The following is a 14,099-nucleotide window of genomic DNA, read 5'->3' as shown; positions in this document are numbered from 1 at the left end:
CCCTAAGGCCTGCTTATGTCTCAAAAAGATCCTTTCCTCGAACGCGAGGCCGAAAAATACGATAACCCCATCGCCAGTCGCGAGTTGATCCTGGAACTCATCAAGGGCCATGAAAAGCCCATGTCCCGTGAAGAGTTGGCCAAGGTCCTCAAGCTGAAAGATGAAGAGCCGTTGGAAGCCTTGCGTCGTCGTCTGCGCGCCATGGAGCGTGATGGACAACTGGTATTCACTCGCAACCAATGTTATGCCCTGCCGGATCGCCTGAATCTGGTCAAAGGTTATGTAATCGGCCACAAGGATGGCTTCGGTTTTCTTCGTCCGGAAGGTGGTGGTCCGGATCTGTATCTGAACAACCGAGAGATGCAACGCCTGATGCATGGCGATTATGTGCTGGTGCAGCCGACCGAGATTGACCGCAAGGGTCGTCAGGAAGCGCGTCTGGTGCGCCTGCTCAAGTCCCGTGAGGCAGACATTGTCGGCCGTTACTTCGTCGAGAATGGCGTTGGTTTCGTGGTGCCGGATGACAGCCGTATCGGCCAGGACATCATCATCCCGGAAGGGGAGAACAAAGGGGCTCGTCAGAGCCAGGTCGTGGTTGTGCGGATCAATCAGCGCGCCACCTCCCGCATCAATGCCGTAGGCACCGTACTGGAAGTGCTGGGCGAGAACATGGCGCCGGGCATGGAGATCGAAATTGCCCTGCGTACCCACGGCATTCCGCACACCTGGCCGGAAGAGGTGACCAAAGAGGTTGCCGGTCTCGGCGAGCAGGTGCCGGAGAAGGCCAAAGAGGGCCGCATCGACCTGCGCGCTCTGCCGCTGGTGACCATCGACGGGGAAGACGCCCGCGACTTCGATGACGCCGTCTTCTGTGAAGCCAAGCGTGGTGGCGGCTGGCGCCTGTGGGTTGCCATTGCTGACGTTTCCGCTTACGTGAAGCCGGGCACGGCGCTGGATGCCGAAGCGTATCAGCGCGGCAACTCCGTCTACTTCCCCGAGTTCGTGGTGCCCATGCTGCCGGAGGTGCTCTCCAACGGTCTCTGCTCGCTCAACCCGCAGGTTGACCGCCTCTGCATGGTGTGCGAGATGACCATCTCCGCCGCTGGCCGCATGTCCGGTTACAAGTTCTACGAAGCGGTAATGAACTCTCACGCCCGTCTGACCTACACCAAGGTTGCCGCGATCCTCGATGGCGATCCCAAGCTGCGCCAGCAGTATGATCCGCTGGTGGGCCACATCGAGGAGCTCAACAACCTCTATAAGGCGCTCAAGCATGCCCGTCATCAGCGCGGTGCGGTGGAGTTCGAGAGCGAGGAGACCCGCTTTATCTTCAACGCCCAGCGCAAGATCGACCGCATCGTGCCGCTGGTACGCAACGATGCCCACAAGATCATCGAAGAGTGCATGATCCAGGCGAACGTGGCTGCTGCTCGTTATATCGAGAAGAACGAAGCTGCCGCCCTGTTCCGGGTACACGATCGTCCTGGCGAAGAGCGTCTGACCGGTTTCCGCGATTTCCTGGCCGAACTGGGTCTGGAGCTCAAAGGCGGCCTCGAGCCCGAGCCGAAAGACTTTGCCGAGCTGGCTGCCAAGTTTGAGGGACGCCCGGATGCGGAGCTGCTCTCCACCATGCTGCTGCGCTCCATGCGTCAGGCCATCTATCAGGCTGACAACATCGGTCACTTCGGTCTGGCGTTGAAGTCCTACGCGCACTTCACCTCGCCAATCCGTCGCTATCCCGACCTGATCCTGCACCGGGCGATCAAGTATCAGACCGCCAAGGAGCAACAGGGCAACCTGCGCCACAAGTGGACCCCGAGCGGTGGTTATCACTACCAGCTGGAAGAAGTGGACCCGATGGGCGAGCACTGCTCCATGACCGAGCGCCGTGCCGACGATGCGACCCGCGACGTGGCCGACTGGCTCAAGTGCGAGTACATGCTGGATCACGTGGGTGACGAGTTTGACGGCGTCATCGCCAGCGTTACCGGCTTTGGTTTCTTCGTCCGTTTGGCGGAGATCCATATCGATGGTCTGGTGCACGTCAGCACACTCACCAACGACTACTACCAGTTTGATCCCCTGCACATGCAGCTGATCGGCGAGAACTTCCGCCGCCGCTACCGTCTGGGTGACAAGGTGCGCGTCAAGGTGATGGGCGTGAACCTGGATGATCGCAAGATCGACTTCGTGATGGTCGAAGAGCCGCTCAAGGCTACCGGCAAGAACGCGAAAGAGATGGCGCGCAAGCAGGCCGAGATCAAGAAAGAGAAGGCCAAGAGCGCCCAGCGCCACGAAAAACGTAAAGAGGGCAAGGATCACGGCAAATCCGACAAGGGTGGCCGTGCCAAACCGAGCAACAGACGACCGAGCAAAAAGGCTCGCGATAAGGCCAAGAGCACTAAATGAGTACTGAACTGATCTACGGCATTCACGCTGTCACCGCGCTGCTGGAGCGCACCCCGGAGCGTTTCATCGAGGTATGGGCGCTGAAAGGGCGGGATGACGACCGGCTGCAACCCCTGCTGACCGAGCTGGAATCCCTCGGCCTCAAGGTGCAGAGCGTGAACCGCAAGACCCTTGATGACAAAGCGGAAGGCAACAATCACCAGGGCATCATGGCCCGGGTGAAAGAGGCGCCGAAGCTCGCCGAGCACGACCTGGCCAGCCTGCTGGACGAGCTGGCGGCACAACAGAGCCAGCCCTTCCTGCTGGTGCTGGATGGCGTGACCGACCCGCACAACCTCGGCGCCTGCCTGCGCAGCGCCGATGCTGCCGGGGCTCATGCGGTCATCGTGCCGCGGGACAAGGCCACGGGTCTCACCCCGATCGTGCGCAAGGTTGCCTGTGGCGCCGCTGAAGTGGTGCCGCTCATTCAGGTCACCAACCTGGCCCGCACCCTGCGCGAGCTGCAGGAGCGCGGCGTCTGGATTGTCGGCACCGCTGGCGAGGCCGATCACGACCTCTATCAGGCCAAACTGACCGGCCCGATGGCGCTGGTGATGGGTGCCGAAGGTAAAGGTATGCGTCGCCTGACCCGCGAACATTGCGACGAGCTGGTGAGCATCCCGATGGCAGGGGCGGTATCCAGCCTCAACGTCTCGGTGGCAACCGGCGTTTGCCTGTTTGAAGCCGTGCGTCAGCGTCGCGGTTAATCATGCTGACTGACAGACCCCCCTTCGATTGGGCGCAGGTCGCAGATAGAGAGGAGGCCGCGCGCCTCCTCTCTTTTGCCCGCCCGCTGACCCTCAGCCCGAAAAGCTGCCTCTGGCACGCCGGTGACAGCCCGGATCTGCTGGTCAGGGTGGAGCAGGGGCTGCTGCGGGCCAAGCTGGTGCTGGAGGATGGCCGCGAGTACATCAAGGAGTTCTATTGGGAGGGGGACGAGTTTCTCGACTTTCACCACCTGCTCAGTGGCGAGCCGGCCCGCTACAGCGTGGAGGCGCTGGAGCCCTGTCGTCTGCAGCTGTTCAGTCTGGCCGACCTGCGCCAGCTGCCCGGCTGGCCGCGCTGGTACCAGCACCTGCTGGAGGTGCAGCTGCGCATCAAAGAGGAGAAGGAGCAGTTGCTGCTGACCGGCAGCCCGCAGGCACGCTATCAGCACTTTCTCGACAGTTTTCCTGCTCTCGATGCCAGAGTGCCAGACCACCAGATTGCCGCCTATCTCGGTATCACTCCCATTAGTCTGAGCCGCATTCGCAAACGGCTGAAAGAACTTAACAAAGGTTAATGCAGGGCGCTGGCGCCACGATTATGCTGGCAGGCCGAACTGATAAGGAGTTGCCGATGAACTGGATCCTGAAACCCTGGTCTGAACTGACCACTGACGAGTTGTATGAGTTGCTGGCGCTGCGGGCCGAGGTGTTCGTGGTGGAGCAGACCTGCCCCTTTCAGGATCTGGACGGGCTCGATCGCCGCGACGGGGTCTGGCACCTGCTCGGCTATCAGGGCGATCTGCTGGCCGCCTATGCGCGGATTATGGCGCCCGGCATCGGCGATGAGAGCGGTTCCGCCATCGGTCGGGTGGTGACCTCACCCAAGGCGCGCGGCGGTGGTCTTGGTCATAAGCTGATCGGCGAGGCGGTCAAGGCGTGCGAGGCGCGCTGGCCGACCCACAGCATTTGGCTGGGGGCACAGGCTGATCTGCAAGGCTTCTACGGCCAACACGGTTTTGTGGCGGAAGGGGAAGGCTATCTCGAAGATGATATCCCCCATATGGGGATGCGCAGAGTGGTGGCATAACCACTCGTCAGAGTGATTCAGAATGCAGAAGGGCCATCCCGCGGGATGGCCCTTCTCTTTATCGCCAGGCGATCACTTCTTCTTTTTCTTCTTGGCGGACTTCTTCTTGTCGACCGGCTTTTTCTTCTTCACCGGTACCCGCGCTTCCTTGTGTTTCGGGCGCAGCTCGTCGATCACCCGGCGCTTGAGGCGCTCTTCGGTGTAGCGCTCGATCTTGGCGATCATCGCCATGTCGTGGGCTTCCACCAGGCTGATGGCACAGCCACGGTTGCCGGCGCGGCCGGTACGACCGATCCGGTGGACGTAAACGTCGGCGCCGTAGGGCATGTCGTAGTTGATGACATGGCTGACGTTCGGCAGGTCGATGCCGCGGGCGGCGACGTCGGTGGCGATCAGGAAGGGTACTTCCCCTTCGTGGAACTTGCGGATCGACTCGATACGCTTGCTCTGCTCCATCTCGCCACGGATCCAGGCGCAGGAGATACCTGCAGCCTGCAGCTGGCCGGAGAGCTCCGCCAGACGCTCGCGAGTCTTGACGAAGATGATCGCCTTCTGGGTTTCCGGATCTTTCAGGATATGGGTCAGCAGCGCCAGCTTGTGGGCGGCGTCATCGGCCAGATGGATCCACTGGGTAATGGGGCGACGTTCGCTGCGCGGCGGCTCGGCGTGCAGCTCCACCGGATCCTTGAGGATCTCGTTGGCGAACTTCTCAAGGCCGGCCCCTTCCAGGGTGGCGGAGAAGAGCATGGTGTGCTTGCGGTAGCGCGCTTCGGCCACGATGCGGTTCACATCCTTGATAAAGCCCATGTCCAGCATGCGATCCGCTTCATCCAGCACCAGCACTTCGATGTCGTGGCTCTCGAACTCCTCTTTCTCGATGTATTCGAGCAGACGACCAGGGGTGGCCACGACGATGTCGGTGGTCTTGGTCAGGGCAGGCAGTTGCTCTTCATGGCTGACGCCGCCGATGATGGTCTCGATGCTGAGGTTGGTGTGAGCCGCCAGCGCCTTGGCGTGTGCGGTCACCTGCAGAGCCAGCTCGCGGGTCGGGGTCAGGATCAGCATGCGGCAGGGGCCCGGCTTGCGGCGCGGGAAGTCCAGCAGGTGCTGGAGTGCCGGCAGCAGGAAGGAGGCAGTCTTGCCGGTACCGGTCGGAGCGGATGCCAGAATATCGCGGCCGTCCAGGGCTGGCTCCAGCACCATCTGCTGGATGGTGGTGGGGCGGGTGAATCCCATCTCGGCCAAGGCCCGGTTGAGGGCGGGGTGCAGGTCGAAATCATCAAAGGACTGGCTCATGGCAATACTCGGTCATTAAGGAAACGGCAGATTATAGGCGATTATCTCGTCGGCTCCTATTGGTGAGTGTGTCTTAGCCGCTATAATCGCCCACCATTTTTGCAGATGACGGGGGCCAGATGGGACGTAGTCGCGGATTTACCTTCAAACAGTTCCATATCAATCACGATCGCTGCGCCATGAAGGTAGGCACCGATGGCATTTTGCTCGGTGCCTGGGCGCCGGTCGAACAGGCGCGTCGAGTGCTCGATATCGGCACCGGCAGCGGCCTGATCGCCCTGATGCTGGCCCAGCGCAGCAGATCTGACTGCCGTCTTGATGCGGTTGAGCTGGATATTAATGCGGCCAGTCAGGCGCGGGAGAATGCGGCTGCTTCTCCCTGGGCCGATCGGGTGACCATCATAGAGAGTGCCATTCAGGATTATCAGGCTGCCCCTTACGATCTTGTCGTCTCCAACCCTCCCTATTTCGTGGCAGGCCAGTCATTTAGCGATCCGGCGCGGGCGTTGGCCCGCCATACCGGCGCCCTCGACAGCCACGCATTACTGGCGGCCTGCGATCGTTTGCTGAGCCCGAACGGGCAGGTAGCGCTGGTGCTGCCGACGGCGATGGCCGATGAAATTTTATGCATTTCGGCGAATTATGATCTGCATGGCATTTGTTATACAGCTGTTATCACCAGAGAGGGTAAAGAGGCAAATCGTGTTTTATTGCTACTTGGCAGAGGATTAAACAGGTGTGAGAGGGGTGAAATTGTGATCCATTCTGCTGATGGGGCCTATTCCGACAGATATATCCAACTGACCAACCCCTTCTATTTGAAGATGTAAATTTCGTCTTGAACTATTTTTTCACGCCATTATGCTGGTTCCAGATCGAGCGCCCGCTCCAGACCAGCTAAAACCACTGGTTGCGATGAAAAAACATGCGGGGCTCTTTTTTTATACCCCCTGAACACACCCGGTCAGCGACCGATAAAAACTATAACAAGCAATAATTTACAAGACAGACGAGGTTGAACTTGACGAAATCACTCACATTGTCCGATGTACTCGGATTAGGGTTTATGACCTTCGCCTTCTACTTGGGCGCCGGTAACATCATTTTCCCGCCGTTGGCCGGTTACATGGCTGGTGAGCACCTCTCCCTGGCGATGTTTGGCTTTCTGGTCACTGCCGTGGGCCTGCCTCTGGTAACCATTCTGGCCGTGGCGAAAGCCGGTAACGGTTGGGCTGGCATGACCAAACTGCTGCCTGCCGGTGTCGCGACTGCGCTGGCCGTTGCCATTTATATCATCATCGGCCCGGCCTTTGCCGCGCCCCGTACCGGTCTGGTTGCCTACGAAATGGGCCTCAAGCCATTCATCGGTGATATGGGGCAGGCGGGTCTGGCGGCTTATACCGTGATCTTCTTTGGTGTGGCCATTCTGGTCTCCATGAACCAGGGCAAGCTGATGGACGCCATCGGCAAATACCTGACTCCGGTACTGATGCTGCTGCTGCTGACTCTGGCGATCGGTGTATTCGTAGCACCGCAAGGCTCCATGCCTGATGCGTCCGGTGACTATCAGAACAGCCCCTTCGTGAAAGGGATCCTGGAAGGCTACAACACCATGGACACCCTGGCGTCCCTGATGTTTGGCGCCCTGATCGTCGATCTGCTGCGCCAGAAAGGCATCAACGATTACAAGAGCCAGTTCAAGTATCTGGCCATTGCCGGCCTTATCTCTGCCGTTGGTCTGAGCGTGGTGTACGTCTCCCTGTTCCAGCTGGGTAACACTGCAGCCGGTGTGGCGACTGATGTCAGCAATGGTGGCGCCATCGTCAACGCCTACGTACTGAGCCTGTTTGGTCAGCCGGGTCAGTTCATTCTGGCGGCCATCATCACTCTGGCTTGCTTCACCACTGCCGTGGGCCTGATCTCTGCCTGTTCCGATTTCTTCCACAATCTGACCGGCATGGCTTACAAGAAGCTGGTGGTGTTGCTGGGCGTTATCTGTGCCGTGGTGGCCAACGTGGGTCTGAGCCAGTTGATCAGCCTCTCCATTCCGGTGCTGGTTGCCATCTATCCCGTTGCCGTGGCGCTGGTACTGGTCACCTTCCTGAAAGGTTACTTCGGCCGTCCCCGTCTGGTGTTCCGTGGCGTGTTGATGGTTGCCTTCCTGTTCGGTTGCCTGGATGGTCTGGGTGCTGCCGGTATGAAGATGGATGCGTTTGCCTTCCTGCCGCTGTTCGACAAGGGCCTCGCCTGGCTGATGCCGACCCTGCTGGCCTGCGTAGTTGGCGTGATGGTGCGTCCAACCGAGATGGCTGCCGAAGCTGCCTGATCACACCCGATCTGATATTGCCAAGAGCCTGCCCCGTGCAGGCTCTTTTGTTTTCTGTGAGCCTAGCTTCTCGCCTAGCTTTGCTGCCGTAATTGTCACTGTACGCAGATAGCATCTGAGCAGCCGTATCTTGCCGCTATAACCCGTTTCCCTCTTCTTGCCTCCAATACGCCACGTGTGACACCTGTTTATGAATTGCTGAGTTGTTCGGCGATTAATTCCACAGCGGTAAATTGTTTCAAGATATTAATTGGTGATTGAGATCGAACTCCTCTTCTTTATGCTAAAGGTGGTGCGCCTCATCCGGTCCGCGGGCCGTGTGGGGGCGAGAGGTATTGTTACCGGTTATCTGCCAGGCAGTGGGTGCAATCAATAACAAGCTGATAAGGCAGATGAGGTTGAGTTTGACGAAATCATTGAAGTTGTCCGACGTATTCGGATTGGGGTTTATGACGTTTGCCTTCTATCTGGGGGCAGGCAATATCATTTTTCCGCCGCTGGCCGGTTTTATGGCCGGTGAGCATCTGCTGGCCGCCATGTGCGGCTTTTTGCTGACGGCGGTGGGTTTGCCGCTGATCACCCTGATTGCGGTGGCCAAGGGGAGCTCGGGGGGCGGCGCGAGTGGCTGGACCGGAATGACCCGCTATCTGCCCGCCGGGGCGGCGACGGCACTGGCCATCGCCATCTATATCATCATGGGGCCTGCTTTTGCCATTCCCCGCACCGGTCTGGTCGCCTACGAGATGGGGCTCAAGCCCTGGCTCGGCGATGCCGGTCATGCGGGGCTGCTGATCTACACCCTGAGTTTCTTTGCGCTGGTGATCTTGGTGGCGCTCGATCGGGGCAAGCTGCTCGATGCGGTCGGCAAGTATCTGACCCCAGCCCTGATGGCGATGCTGCTTATTCTGGCGGTCGGGGTCTTTATGACGCCGCAGGGCACCATGCCTGATGCCAGCGGTGAGTACATAGATGCAGCCCTGACCAAAGGAATGCTGGAGGGGTACAACACCATGGATACCCTGGCCTCCCTGATGTTTGGCGCCCTGATCATCGGGTTGCTGCGCCAGAAGGGGATCGAGGATTATCGCAGCCAGTTCAAATATCTGACCATTGCAGGCTTGATCTCGGCGGTCGGGTTGTCGGCGGTGTATGTCTCGCTCTTTCAGCTGGGCAACAGCGCCGGTGGGGTGGCGAGCGATACCAGCAACGGCGGCGCCATCGTCAATGCCTACGTCCTGAGTCTGTTTGGTCAACCGGGTCAGTTTATTCTGGCTGCCATCATCACCCTGGCCTGTTTTACCAGCGCTGTCGGCCTGCTCTGTGCCGGTGCCGACTACTTCCATGGCCTGACAGGTTGGGCCTATCGCAACTGGGTGATCCTGCTGGGGGCGCTCTGTGCACTGGTGGCCAATGTGGGGTTGAGCGAGCTGATCGGCCTCTCCATCCCGGTGCTGGTGGCCATCTATCCGGTCGCCATCGCGCTGGTGCTGGTGACCTTCCTCAAGGGATGGTTTGCCCAGCCACGGCTGGTGTTTCGTGGTGTGCTGACGGTCGCCTTTCTGTTTGGTTGTCTCGATGGGCTGGGGGCTGCCGGGATGGCGATGGACGGCTTTGCCTTCCTGCCGCTGTTCGACAAGGGGCTTGCCTGGCTGCTGCCGACTCTGCTGGCCTGCATCGTCGGCATCCTGGTGCGACCAAGCGGGAAGTTGGCGGCCGAAGCGGCTTGATTCAGAAACAACGAGATAGCAAAGAGGCCAGCAACTGCTGGCCTCTTCTGTTTCTGCCGGATCCGTTACCGGATCAGATTTGCGGGCCTTTCGGCTTGGGTTTGCCCTCCAGACCATACCAGTGGGTTTCTACCCGTCCGGCATGCCACTCGAAGGTGCCCCAGGGCTGCTTGGCTTCCCAGCGCGGGAAGTTGATGAGCACCCGGTTATCTTCGTACTTGTAGAGGGAGGTGCTGATCTGAATGTCCGACAGGATCAACAGCAGGGCCCAGCAGATGAAAATCCATTTCAATGCTTTCCACATAGGGTTACTCGAAGCAGATTTCGATAGTGGCGCGACCGAAATCCGATTCGAACGGCATCATGATCTTGGTGCCATCTGCACGGTGAGTAATGGTGTGGTTGGGACCGGAGACGATGATGGGGGTTGCCATGTCAAACTCGTAGCCCTTCTCGCCCAGCATCCGCTTGGCACCGCCGGTCACCATGTTGGTGATTTCACCGACCATGTCGGTCACCTCTTCGTTGATGGAGGCGGGCGCTTCCCCCAGCATGCGGCGCATGATCTCCAGTGCCAGCCCCTTCTCGAAGCTGATGGAGAGGGAGCCACGGGTCTGCGGGCCGACCATGCCAATAAGGCCTGAGACGTCACCGCGCGCCAGCTCATCCATCTTGCGTTTCGGTTTGCCCGGTTTGAGTTCCAGCTGTGCCATGGTCGAGAGCACATTGAGCAGGGATAGCAGGAACGGATTTACAAAATCAGCCTTCATGATGACTTCCTACAGTGGGCGTACAACGGGCACATTGGCCATGTGCCTCTATCGTCTTATTGGTAATAGTAAAACCATGCAAGTGGGCCTGCTCGGAAAACGCGCTATCGATCGCCGTATCGTGAAGCTCGACCACATCCCCGCACTCGTCGCAGATCAACAACTGCATCGGGTGAGCGTGATCGAAGTGGCAGCAGAAGATAAACGCGTTGAGAGATTCCACCTTGTGAGCAAAGCCCTGTTCGAGCAAAAAATCGAGTGCCCGATAGACGGTTGGCGGCTTGGCATTGGCTTCGGTTTGTTGCAGCTGGGCCAACAAATCATAGGCGCTGATGGCGTTGCCGTGTGCCGCCAGCAGGCGAAATACCTGACGTCGGGTCGGGGTGAAGCGGATCCCTCGCTGTATACAGAGTCGCTCGGCTCGTTGTAAAAGTTGGTCTTGATTCATGATCGCGCAGATACCCTTTCTATTAGCCGGATACTATCACAGGGCCTCGCATGGCGCGGCGACAAAATTCATTTTCTGGGGCTGCTTCACGTTGTGATAAAATCCGCCCCTTTCTTTAGCCAACCCGGATGATTTTTATGCAGGCGCAGCGTTTTTCCATCGCCCCCATGCTGGACTGGACTGATCGGCATTGCCGTTACTTTCATCGACTGATTAGCCGCCAGACCTTGCTCTATACCGAAATGGTGACCACTGGCGCCATCATCCACGGTAAGGGTGATTATCTGGGTTACAGCGAGCAGGAGCACCCCATCTCCCTGCAGCTGGGTGGCAGCAATCCAGCCGATCTGGCGCGCTGTGCCAAGCTGGCCGAGGAGCGTGGCTATGACGAGGTGAACATCAACGTCGGCTGCCCCTCCGATCGGGTGCAGAATGGCCGCTTTGGTGCCTGCCTGATGGGTGAACCGGCGCTGGTGGCTGACTGCGTCAAGGCGATGCGCGATGTGGTCGATATTCCGGTGACGGTGAAGACCCGTATCGGCATCGACGAACAGGACTCCTACGAATTTCTGCAGGCCTTTATCGAACAGGTGCGCGATGCCGGTTGCGATACCTTTATCGTCCATGCCCGCAAGGCGTGGCTGAGCGGCTTGAGCCCCAAGGAGAACCGCGAGATCCCGCCCCTCGATTATCCCCGCGTCTATCGGGTCAAGCAGGATTACCCGGAGCTCACCATCGCCCTCAACGGCGGTGTCACCTCCATGGAGCAGACTCTCGAGCACCTGCAACACGTCGATGGCGTCATGATGGGGCGTGAAGCCTATCAGAACCCCTACATTCTGGCGCAGGTAGATAACCTGGTGTTCGGCCAGAACAACGCCGTGCCGAGCCGCCATGAAGTGGTGCGGATGATGCTGCCCTATATCGAGCAGGAGCTGGCCAAGGGCAACTACCTCTCCCATATGACCCGCCATATGCTGGGGCTGTTCCAGAACATGCAGGGTGCTCGCGCCTGGCGCCGTCACCTGAGCGAGAACGCCTGCAAACCGGGAGCGGATATTCAGGTGGTGCTGGATGCCATGGCCAAGGTGCCGGAGTTTGCCAGCAGCGAGGCGGCCGAATAAGCCAGTTGTGCCAGGGCAAGAACAACAAAAAGCGCGTCAGTTGACGCGCTTTTTTGATCGCTGTCGCTTCAATATCTGAACTGGTTGATCAGCCGCGAGAGATCCTGCAGCCGCTCTACCAGCAGGGTGATGCCATCGAGGGCCTGCCTGCTGTTGTCGGCGGTGTGGCTGGCCAGCTGGTGGATCTGGTGCACCCCTTCATCGAGCGTCGCCGTGACGTCGGCCTGCTGACTCACCGCTTGGGCGATCTCGTCGCTGGTGCGGGTTACCTGCCCCAACATTTGGTTTATCTGGGTGAGCACGTCGGCGGTGGTGCCCGCGTGCTGCTGGCAGCGCACCGAGGTCTGCGCCCCTTGCGTCATCCCCTCCGACAACTGTCGTGTAGTCTGTTGCAGCGCCTGGATCATCTCGTGGATCTCGCTAGTCGAGGCTCGGGTCTTCTGGGCCAGCGCCCTCACTTCATCCGCCACCACGGCAAAACCGCGCCCCTGTTCGCCCGCCCGGGCGGCCTCGATGGCCGCATTGAGGGCGAGCAGGTTGGTCTGGTCGGCGATTTGACTGATCACCTCCAGAATACCGCTGATCTTCTGGCTGTCGCTGGTGAGCTGGGCCAGCACGGCGTGGTTGGCATCCAGCTCCTGATGGAGTTGGTTGACGGCAGAACGGGTGGTCGCCAATGCTTGCAGCCCCTCGTCGGAGACCTGCTGTACCTCTATAACCAGATTGCTCGCCTCATGGGCACTGTGGGCCACATCCCGAATGGAGTGGCTCAGCTCGGTGATGGCGGTCGCCAGCTGCTCGCTGTGGGCGCGCTGCTGCTGTAGGTGGGTATCGATGGTCTGGATATTGCCCCGGTCATCTTCGGCAGCCTGCAGGATCTGCTGGTTGGTGTCGGCGCTGCGCCCGACCACGGCCTTGAGCTCGGCCTGCTTCATCCGCAGGGCCAGTTCGACGGCCGCCAGGGTGTCGCGCCGTCGGGTGTAGAGCACCTGACAGAGGCGGGTTCCCTTGTCTTGATCGGCAAGGGTGAGCAGATGAGCCAGCCGTTGCTGCAATCGCCAGCCGTGGGTTGCCTGTGCCAACAGCAACAAGGCGGTGGGCAGCAACCAGAACAGGTTGCCGGTAGCAAAGGTAGCAAGGGTGGTGAACAAGGCAGAAGCGGAGAGCCAGAGAGTCAGCTGACCCGGTTCAATGTGACACCGGCTCAGCCAGGGAAGTGCCTTGCCGCTGCGCAGCAGGCCATAGAGCTGCTCGGCCCAGGCCACATCGCTGGCGGCGGGTTTGGTGCGCACCGACTGGAACTCGACGATCTCCTTCTGCGCATTGAGGATCGGGGTGACGTAAGCGTTTACCCAATAGAACTGACCGCTTTTGGCGCGGTTCTTGACCAGCCCCATCCAGCTTTTGCCCTGTCGCAGCCGCTGCCACATGTCGGCGAAGGCCGCTTTGGGCATGTCGGGGTGTCGCACCAGATTGTGGGGTACCCCTTCCATTTCGGCAGCACCATACCCGGCTACATCACAGAAGTGCTGGTTGGCATAGGTAATATGACTGGCGGGATCCGTGGTCGAGATGAGTGCGATGTTGTCGGGGAAGTGTATCTCCCCCTCCTGATGGAGTTTGGTCATGTGTCGTTCCTGAAAAAGCCAAATAACTGATAAATATGTTTTTTATTGTCGTTCTCAGTTAATCATTCTAAGGCTCTTCAGTGACCCGAACTTGGCTTGGGTCAATTAATCAACACAATGAATTGATGAAGTAAGGGTCAGCTGGCCGGTGTGAAATCGTGAACTTCGCCGCTTCTCGGTTTAAAGCGCGGATCGCTATCTTTGTAGCTACGCACCAGCTCCATCGTTTTGCAAAAGCTGGTCTGCTTGTCGTACTCCTGACGAGCCAACTCGATGGCCCGCTCGGCCCGGCGCCGTTCCATCTTGTCAGACTTGCGATCGCTGAACTGTTGCTGCTGGTGCAGCATCCAGCCGACAAACTCTTGCTGGCATTGGGATTCGCTGTTGGCCTGAGCAGGCAGGGTCCACAACAATGAGAGCAGTATCAAATAACGCATGTCTGACTGGGTATTGAAGATTAATTGAACAGAAGGGGCGGCATTTTAGGCTGGAAATCGGGGTGTGAACAGTATCAATAGCGAGGCCCTGCGGGGCCTCG

14 protein-coding genes are annotated in these 14,099 nt (G+C 59.2%); 8 read left to right on the top strand and 6 right to left on the bottom strand.

All coding sequences use genetic code 11. The features are described 5' to 3' along the window. Positions 1 to 15 precede the first annotated feature (15 nt). From rnr to ACTG2J_RS17960, 4 genes are read left to right on the top strand one after another with little or no spacing between them, the layout of a single operon-like run. Positions 16 to 2,409 (top strand): ribonuclease R, encoded by a 2,394-nt coding sequence (gene rnr, locus ACTG2J_RS17975; protein ID WP_106844083.1) that lies wholly within the window; start codon positions 16 to 18, stop codon positions 2,407 to 2,409. Continuing rightward, complete coding sequence (rlmB, locus tag ACTG2J_RS17970) at positions 2,406 to 3,155, top strand: 23S rRNA (guanosine(2251)-2'-O)-methyltransferase RlmB (RefSeq protein WP_005354834.1); 750 nt, start codon at positions 2,406 to 2,408, stop codon at positions 3,153 to 3,155. The genes rnr and rlmB overlap by 4 nt, the downstream gene beginning before the upstream one ends. 2 nt (positions 3,156 to 3,157) lie before the next feature. Next, positions 3,158 to 3,730 (top strand): Crp/Fnr family transcriptional regulator, encoded by a 573-nt coding sequence (locus ACTG2J_RS17965; protein ID WP_005354833.1) that lies wholly within the window; start codon positions 3,158 to 3,160, stop codon positions 3,728 to 3,730. 56 nt (positions 3,731 to 3,786) lie between these two features. Further along, positions 3,787 to 4,242, top strand: a complete 456-nt coding sequence (locus ACTG2J_RS17960; protein WP_439997751.1) for a GNAT family N-acetyltransferase — start codon at positions 3,787 to 3,789, stop codon at positions 4,240 to 4,242. A gap of 72 nt (positions 4,243 to 4,314) precedes the next feature. On the opposite strand, the gene srmB is transcribed toward ACTG2J_RS17960, so the two are convergent. After that, positions 4,315 to 5,538, bottom strand: a complete 1,224-nt coding sequence (srmB, locus tag ACTG2J_RS17955; protein WP_439997750.1) for an ATP-dependent RNA helicase SrmB — start codon at positions 5,536 to 5,538, stop codon at positions 4,315 to 4,317. A 119-nt stretch (positions 5,539 to 5,657) separates the two neighbouring features. Here srmB and ACTG2J_RS17950 point away from each other — a divergent pair, with 119 nt between their 5' ends. The 3 genes from ACTG2J_RS17950 to brnQ (ACTG2J_RS17940) all read left to right on the top strand — a co-directional run bounded on the left by ACTG2J_RS17950 (position 5,658) and on the right by brnQ (ACTG2J_RS17940) (position 9,591). Further along, positions 5,658 to 6,368: a tRNA1(Val) (adenine(37)-N6)-methyltransferase gene (locus ACTG2J_RS17950; protein ID WP_201907536.1), complete on the top strand. Its 711-nt coding sequence runs from the start codon at positions 5,658 to 5,660 to the stop codon at positions 6,366 to 6,368. A gap of 191 nt (positions 6,369 to 6,559) precedes the next feature. Next, positions 6,560 to 7,864, top strand: coding sequence for a branched-chain amino acid transport system II carrier protein (gene brnQ / locus ACTG2J_RS17945; RefSeq protein ID WP_005335813.1), 1,305 nt, complete (start codon positions 6,560 to 6,562; stop codon positions 7,862 to 7,864). Between the two features lie 449 nt (positions 7,865 to 8,313). Next, positions 8,314 to 9,591, top strand: a complete 1,278-nt coding sequence (gene brnQ / locus ACTG2J_RS17940; RefSeq protein WP_279497722.1) for a branched-chain amino acid transport system II carrier protein — start codon at positions 8,314 to 8,316, stop codon at positions 9,589 to 9,591. Positions 9,592 to 9,664: 73 nt separating this feature from the next. Here the strand turns inward: brnQ (ACTG2J_RS17940) and ACTG2J_RS17935 are convergent, their stop codons facing one another. From ACTG2J_RS17935 to zur, 3 genes are read right to left on the bottom strand one after another with little or no spacing between them, the layout of a single operon-like run. Then, positions 9,665 to 9,895, bottom strand: coding sequence for a hypothetical protein (locus tag ACTG2J_RS17935; protein ID WP_005335809.1), 231 nt, complete (start codon positions 9,893 to 9,895; stop codon positions 9,665 to 9,667). A gap of 4 nt (positions 9,896 to 9,899) precedes the next feature. Continuing rightward, entirely contained in the window at positions 9,900 to 10,361 is a 462-nt protein-coding gene (locus ACTG2J_RS17930) for a chemotaxis protein CheX (protein ID WP_005343179.1), read from the bottom strand. Beyond that, a complete protein-coding gene (zur, locus tag ACTG2J_RS17925; protein WP_005335805.1) occupies positions 10,351 to 10,809 on the bottom strand; it encodes a zinc uptake transcriptional repressor Zur in 459 nt (152 codons plus the stop codon). The genes ACTG2J_RS17930 and zur overlap by 11 nt, the downstream gene beginning before the upstream one ends. Positions 10,810 to 10,946: 137 nt before the next feature. On the opposite strand from zur, the gene dusA reads away from it, so the two are divergent. After that, on the top strand, positions 10,947 to 11,933 hold the full coding sequence (gene dusA, locus ACTG2J_RS17920) for a tRNA dihydrouridine(20/20a) synthase DusA (RefSeq protein WP_439997749.1): 987 nt from the start codon (positions 10,947 to 10,949) through the stop codon (positions 11,931 to 11,933). Positions 11,934 to 12,001: 68 nt separating this feature from the next. On the opposite strand, the gene ACTG2J_RS17915 is transcribed toward dusA, so the two are convergent. After that, positions 12,002 to 13,561 (bottom strand): methyl-accepting chemotaxis protein, encoded by a 1,560-nt coding sequence (locus tag ACTG2J_RS17915; RefSeq protein ID WP_439989268.1) that lies wholly within the window; start codon positions 13,559 to 13,561, stop codon positions 12,002 to 12,004. A 137-nt stretch (positions 13,562 to 13,698) separates the two neighbouring features. Beyond that, positions 13,699 to 13,998, bottom strand: coding sequence for a hypothetical protein (locus ACTG2J_RS17910; protein ID WP_005335795.1), 300 nt, complete (start codon positions 13,996 to 13,998; stop codon positions 13,699 to 13,701). Positions 13,999 to 14,099 lie beyond the last annotated feature (101 nt).

Source organism: Aeromonas sp. 6P (genome assembly GCF_051919525.1).
In the GTDB taxonomy this organism is placed as follows: domain Bacteria; phylum Pseudomonadota; class Gammaproteobacteria; order Enterobacterales; family Aeromonadaceae; genus Aeromonas; species Aeromonas veronii.
This window is presented reverse-complemented; position numbering and strand designations above follow the sequence as displayed.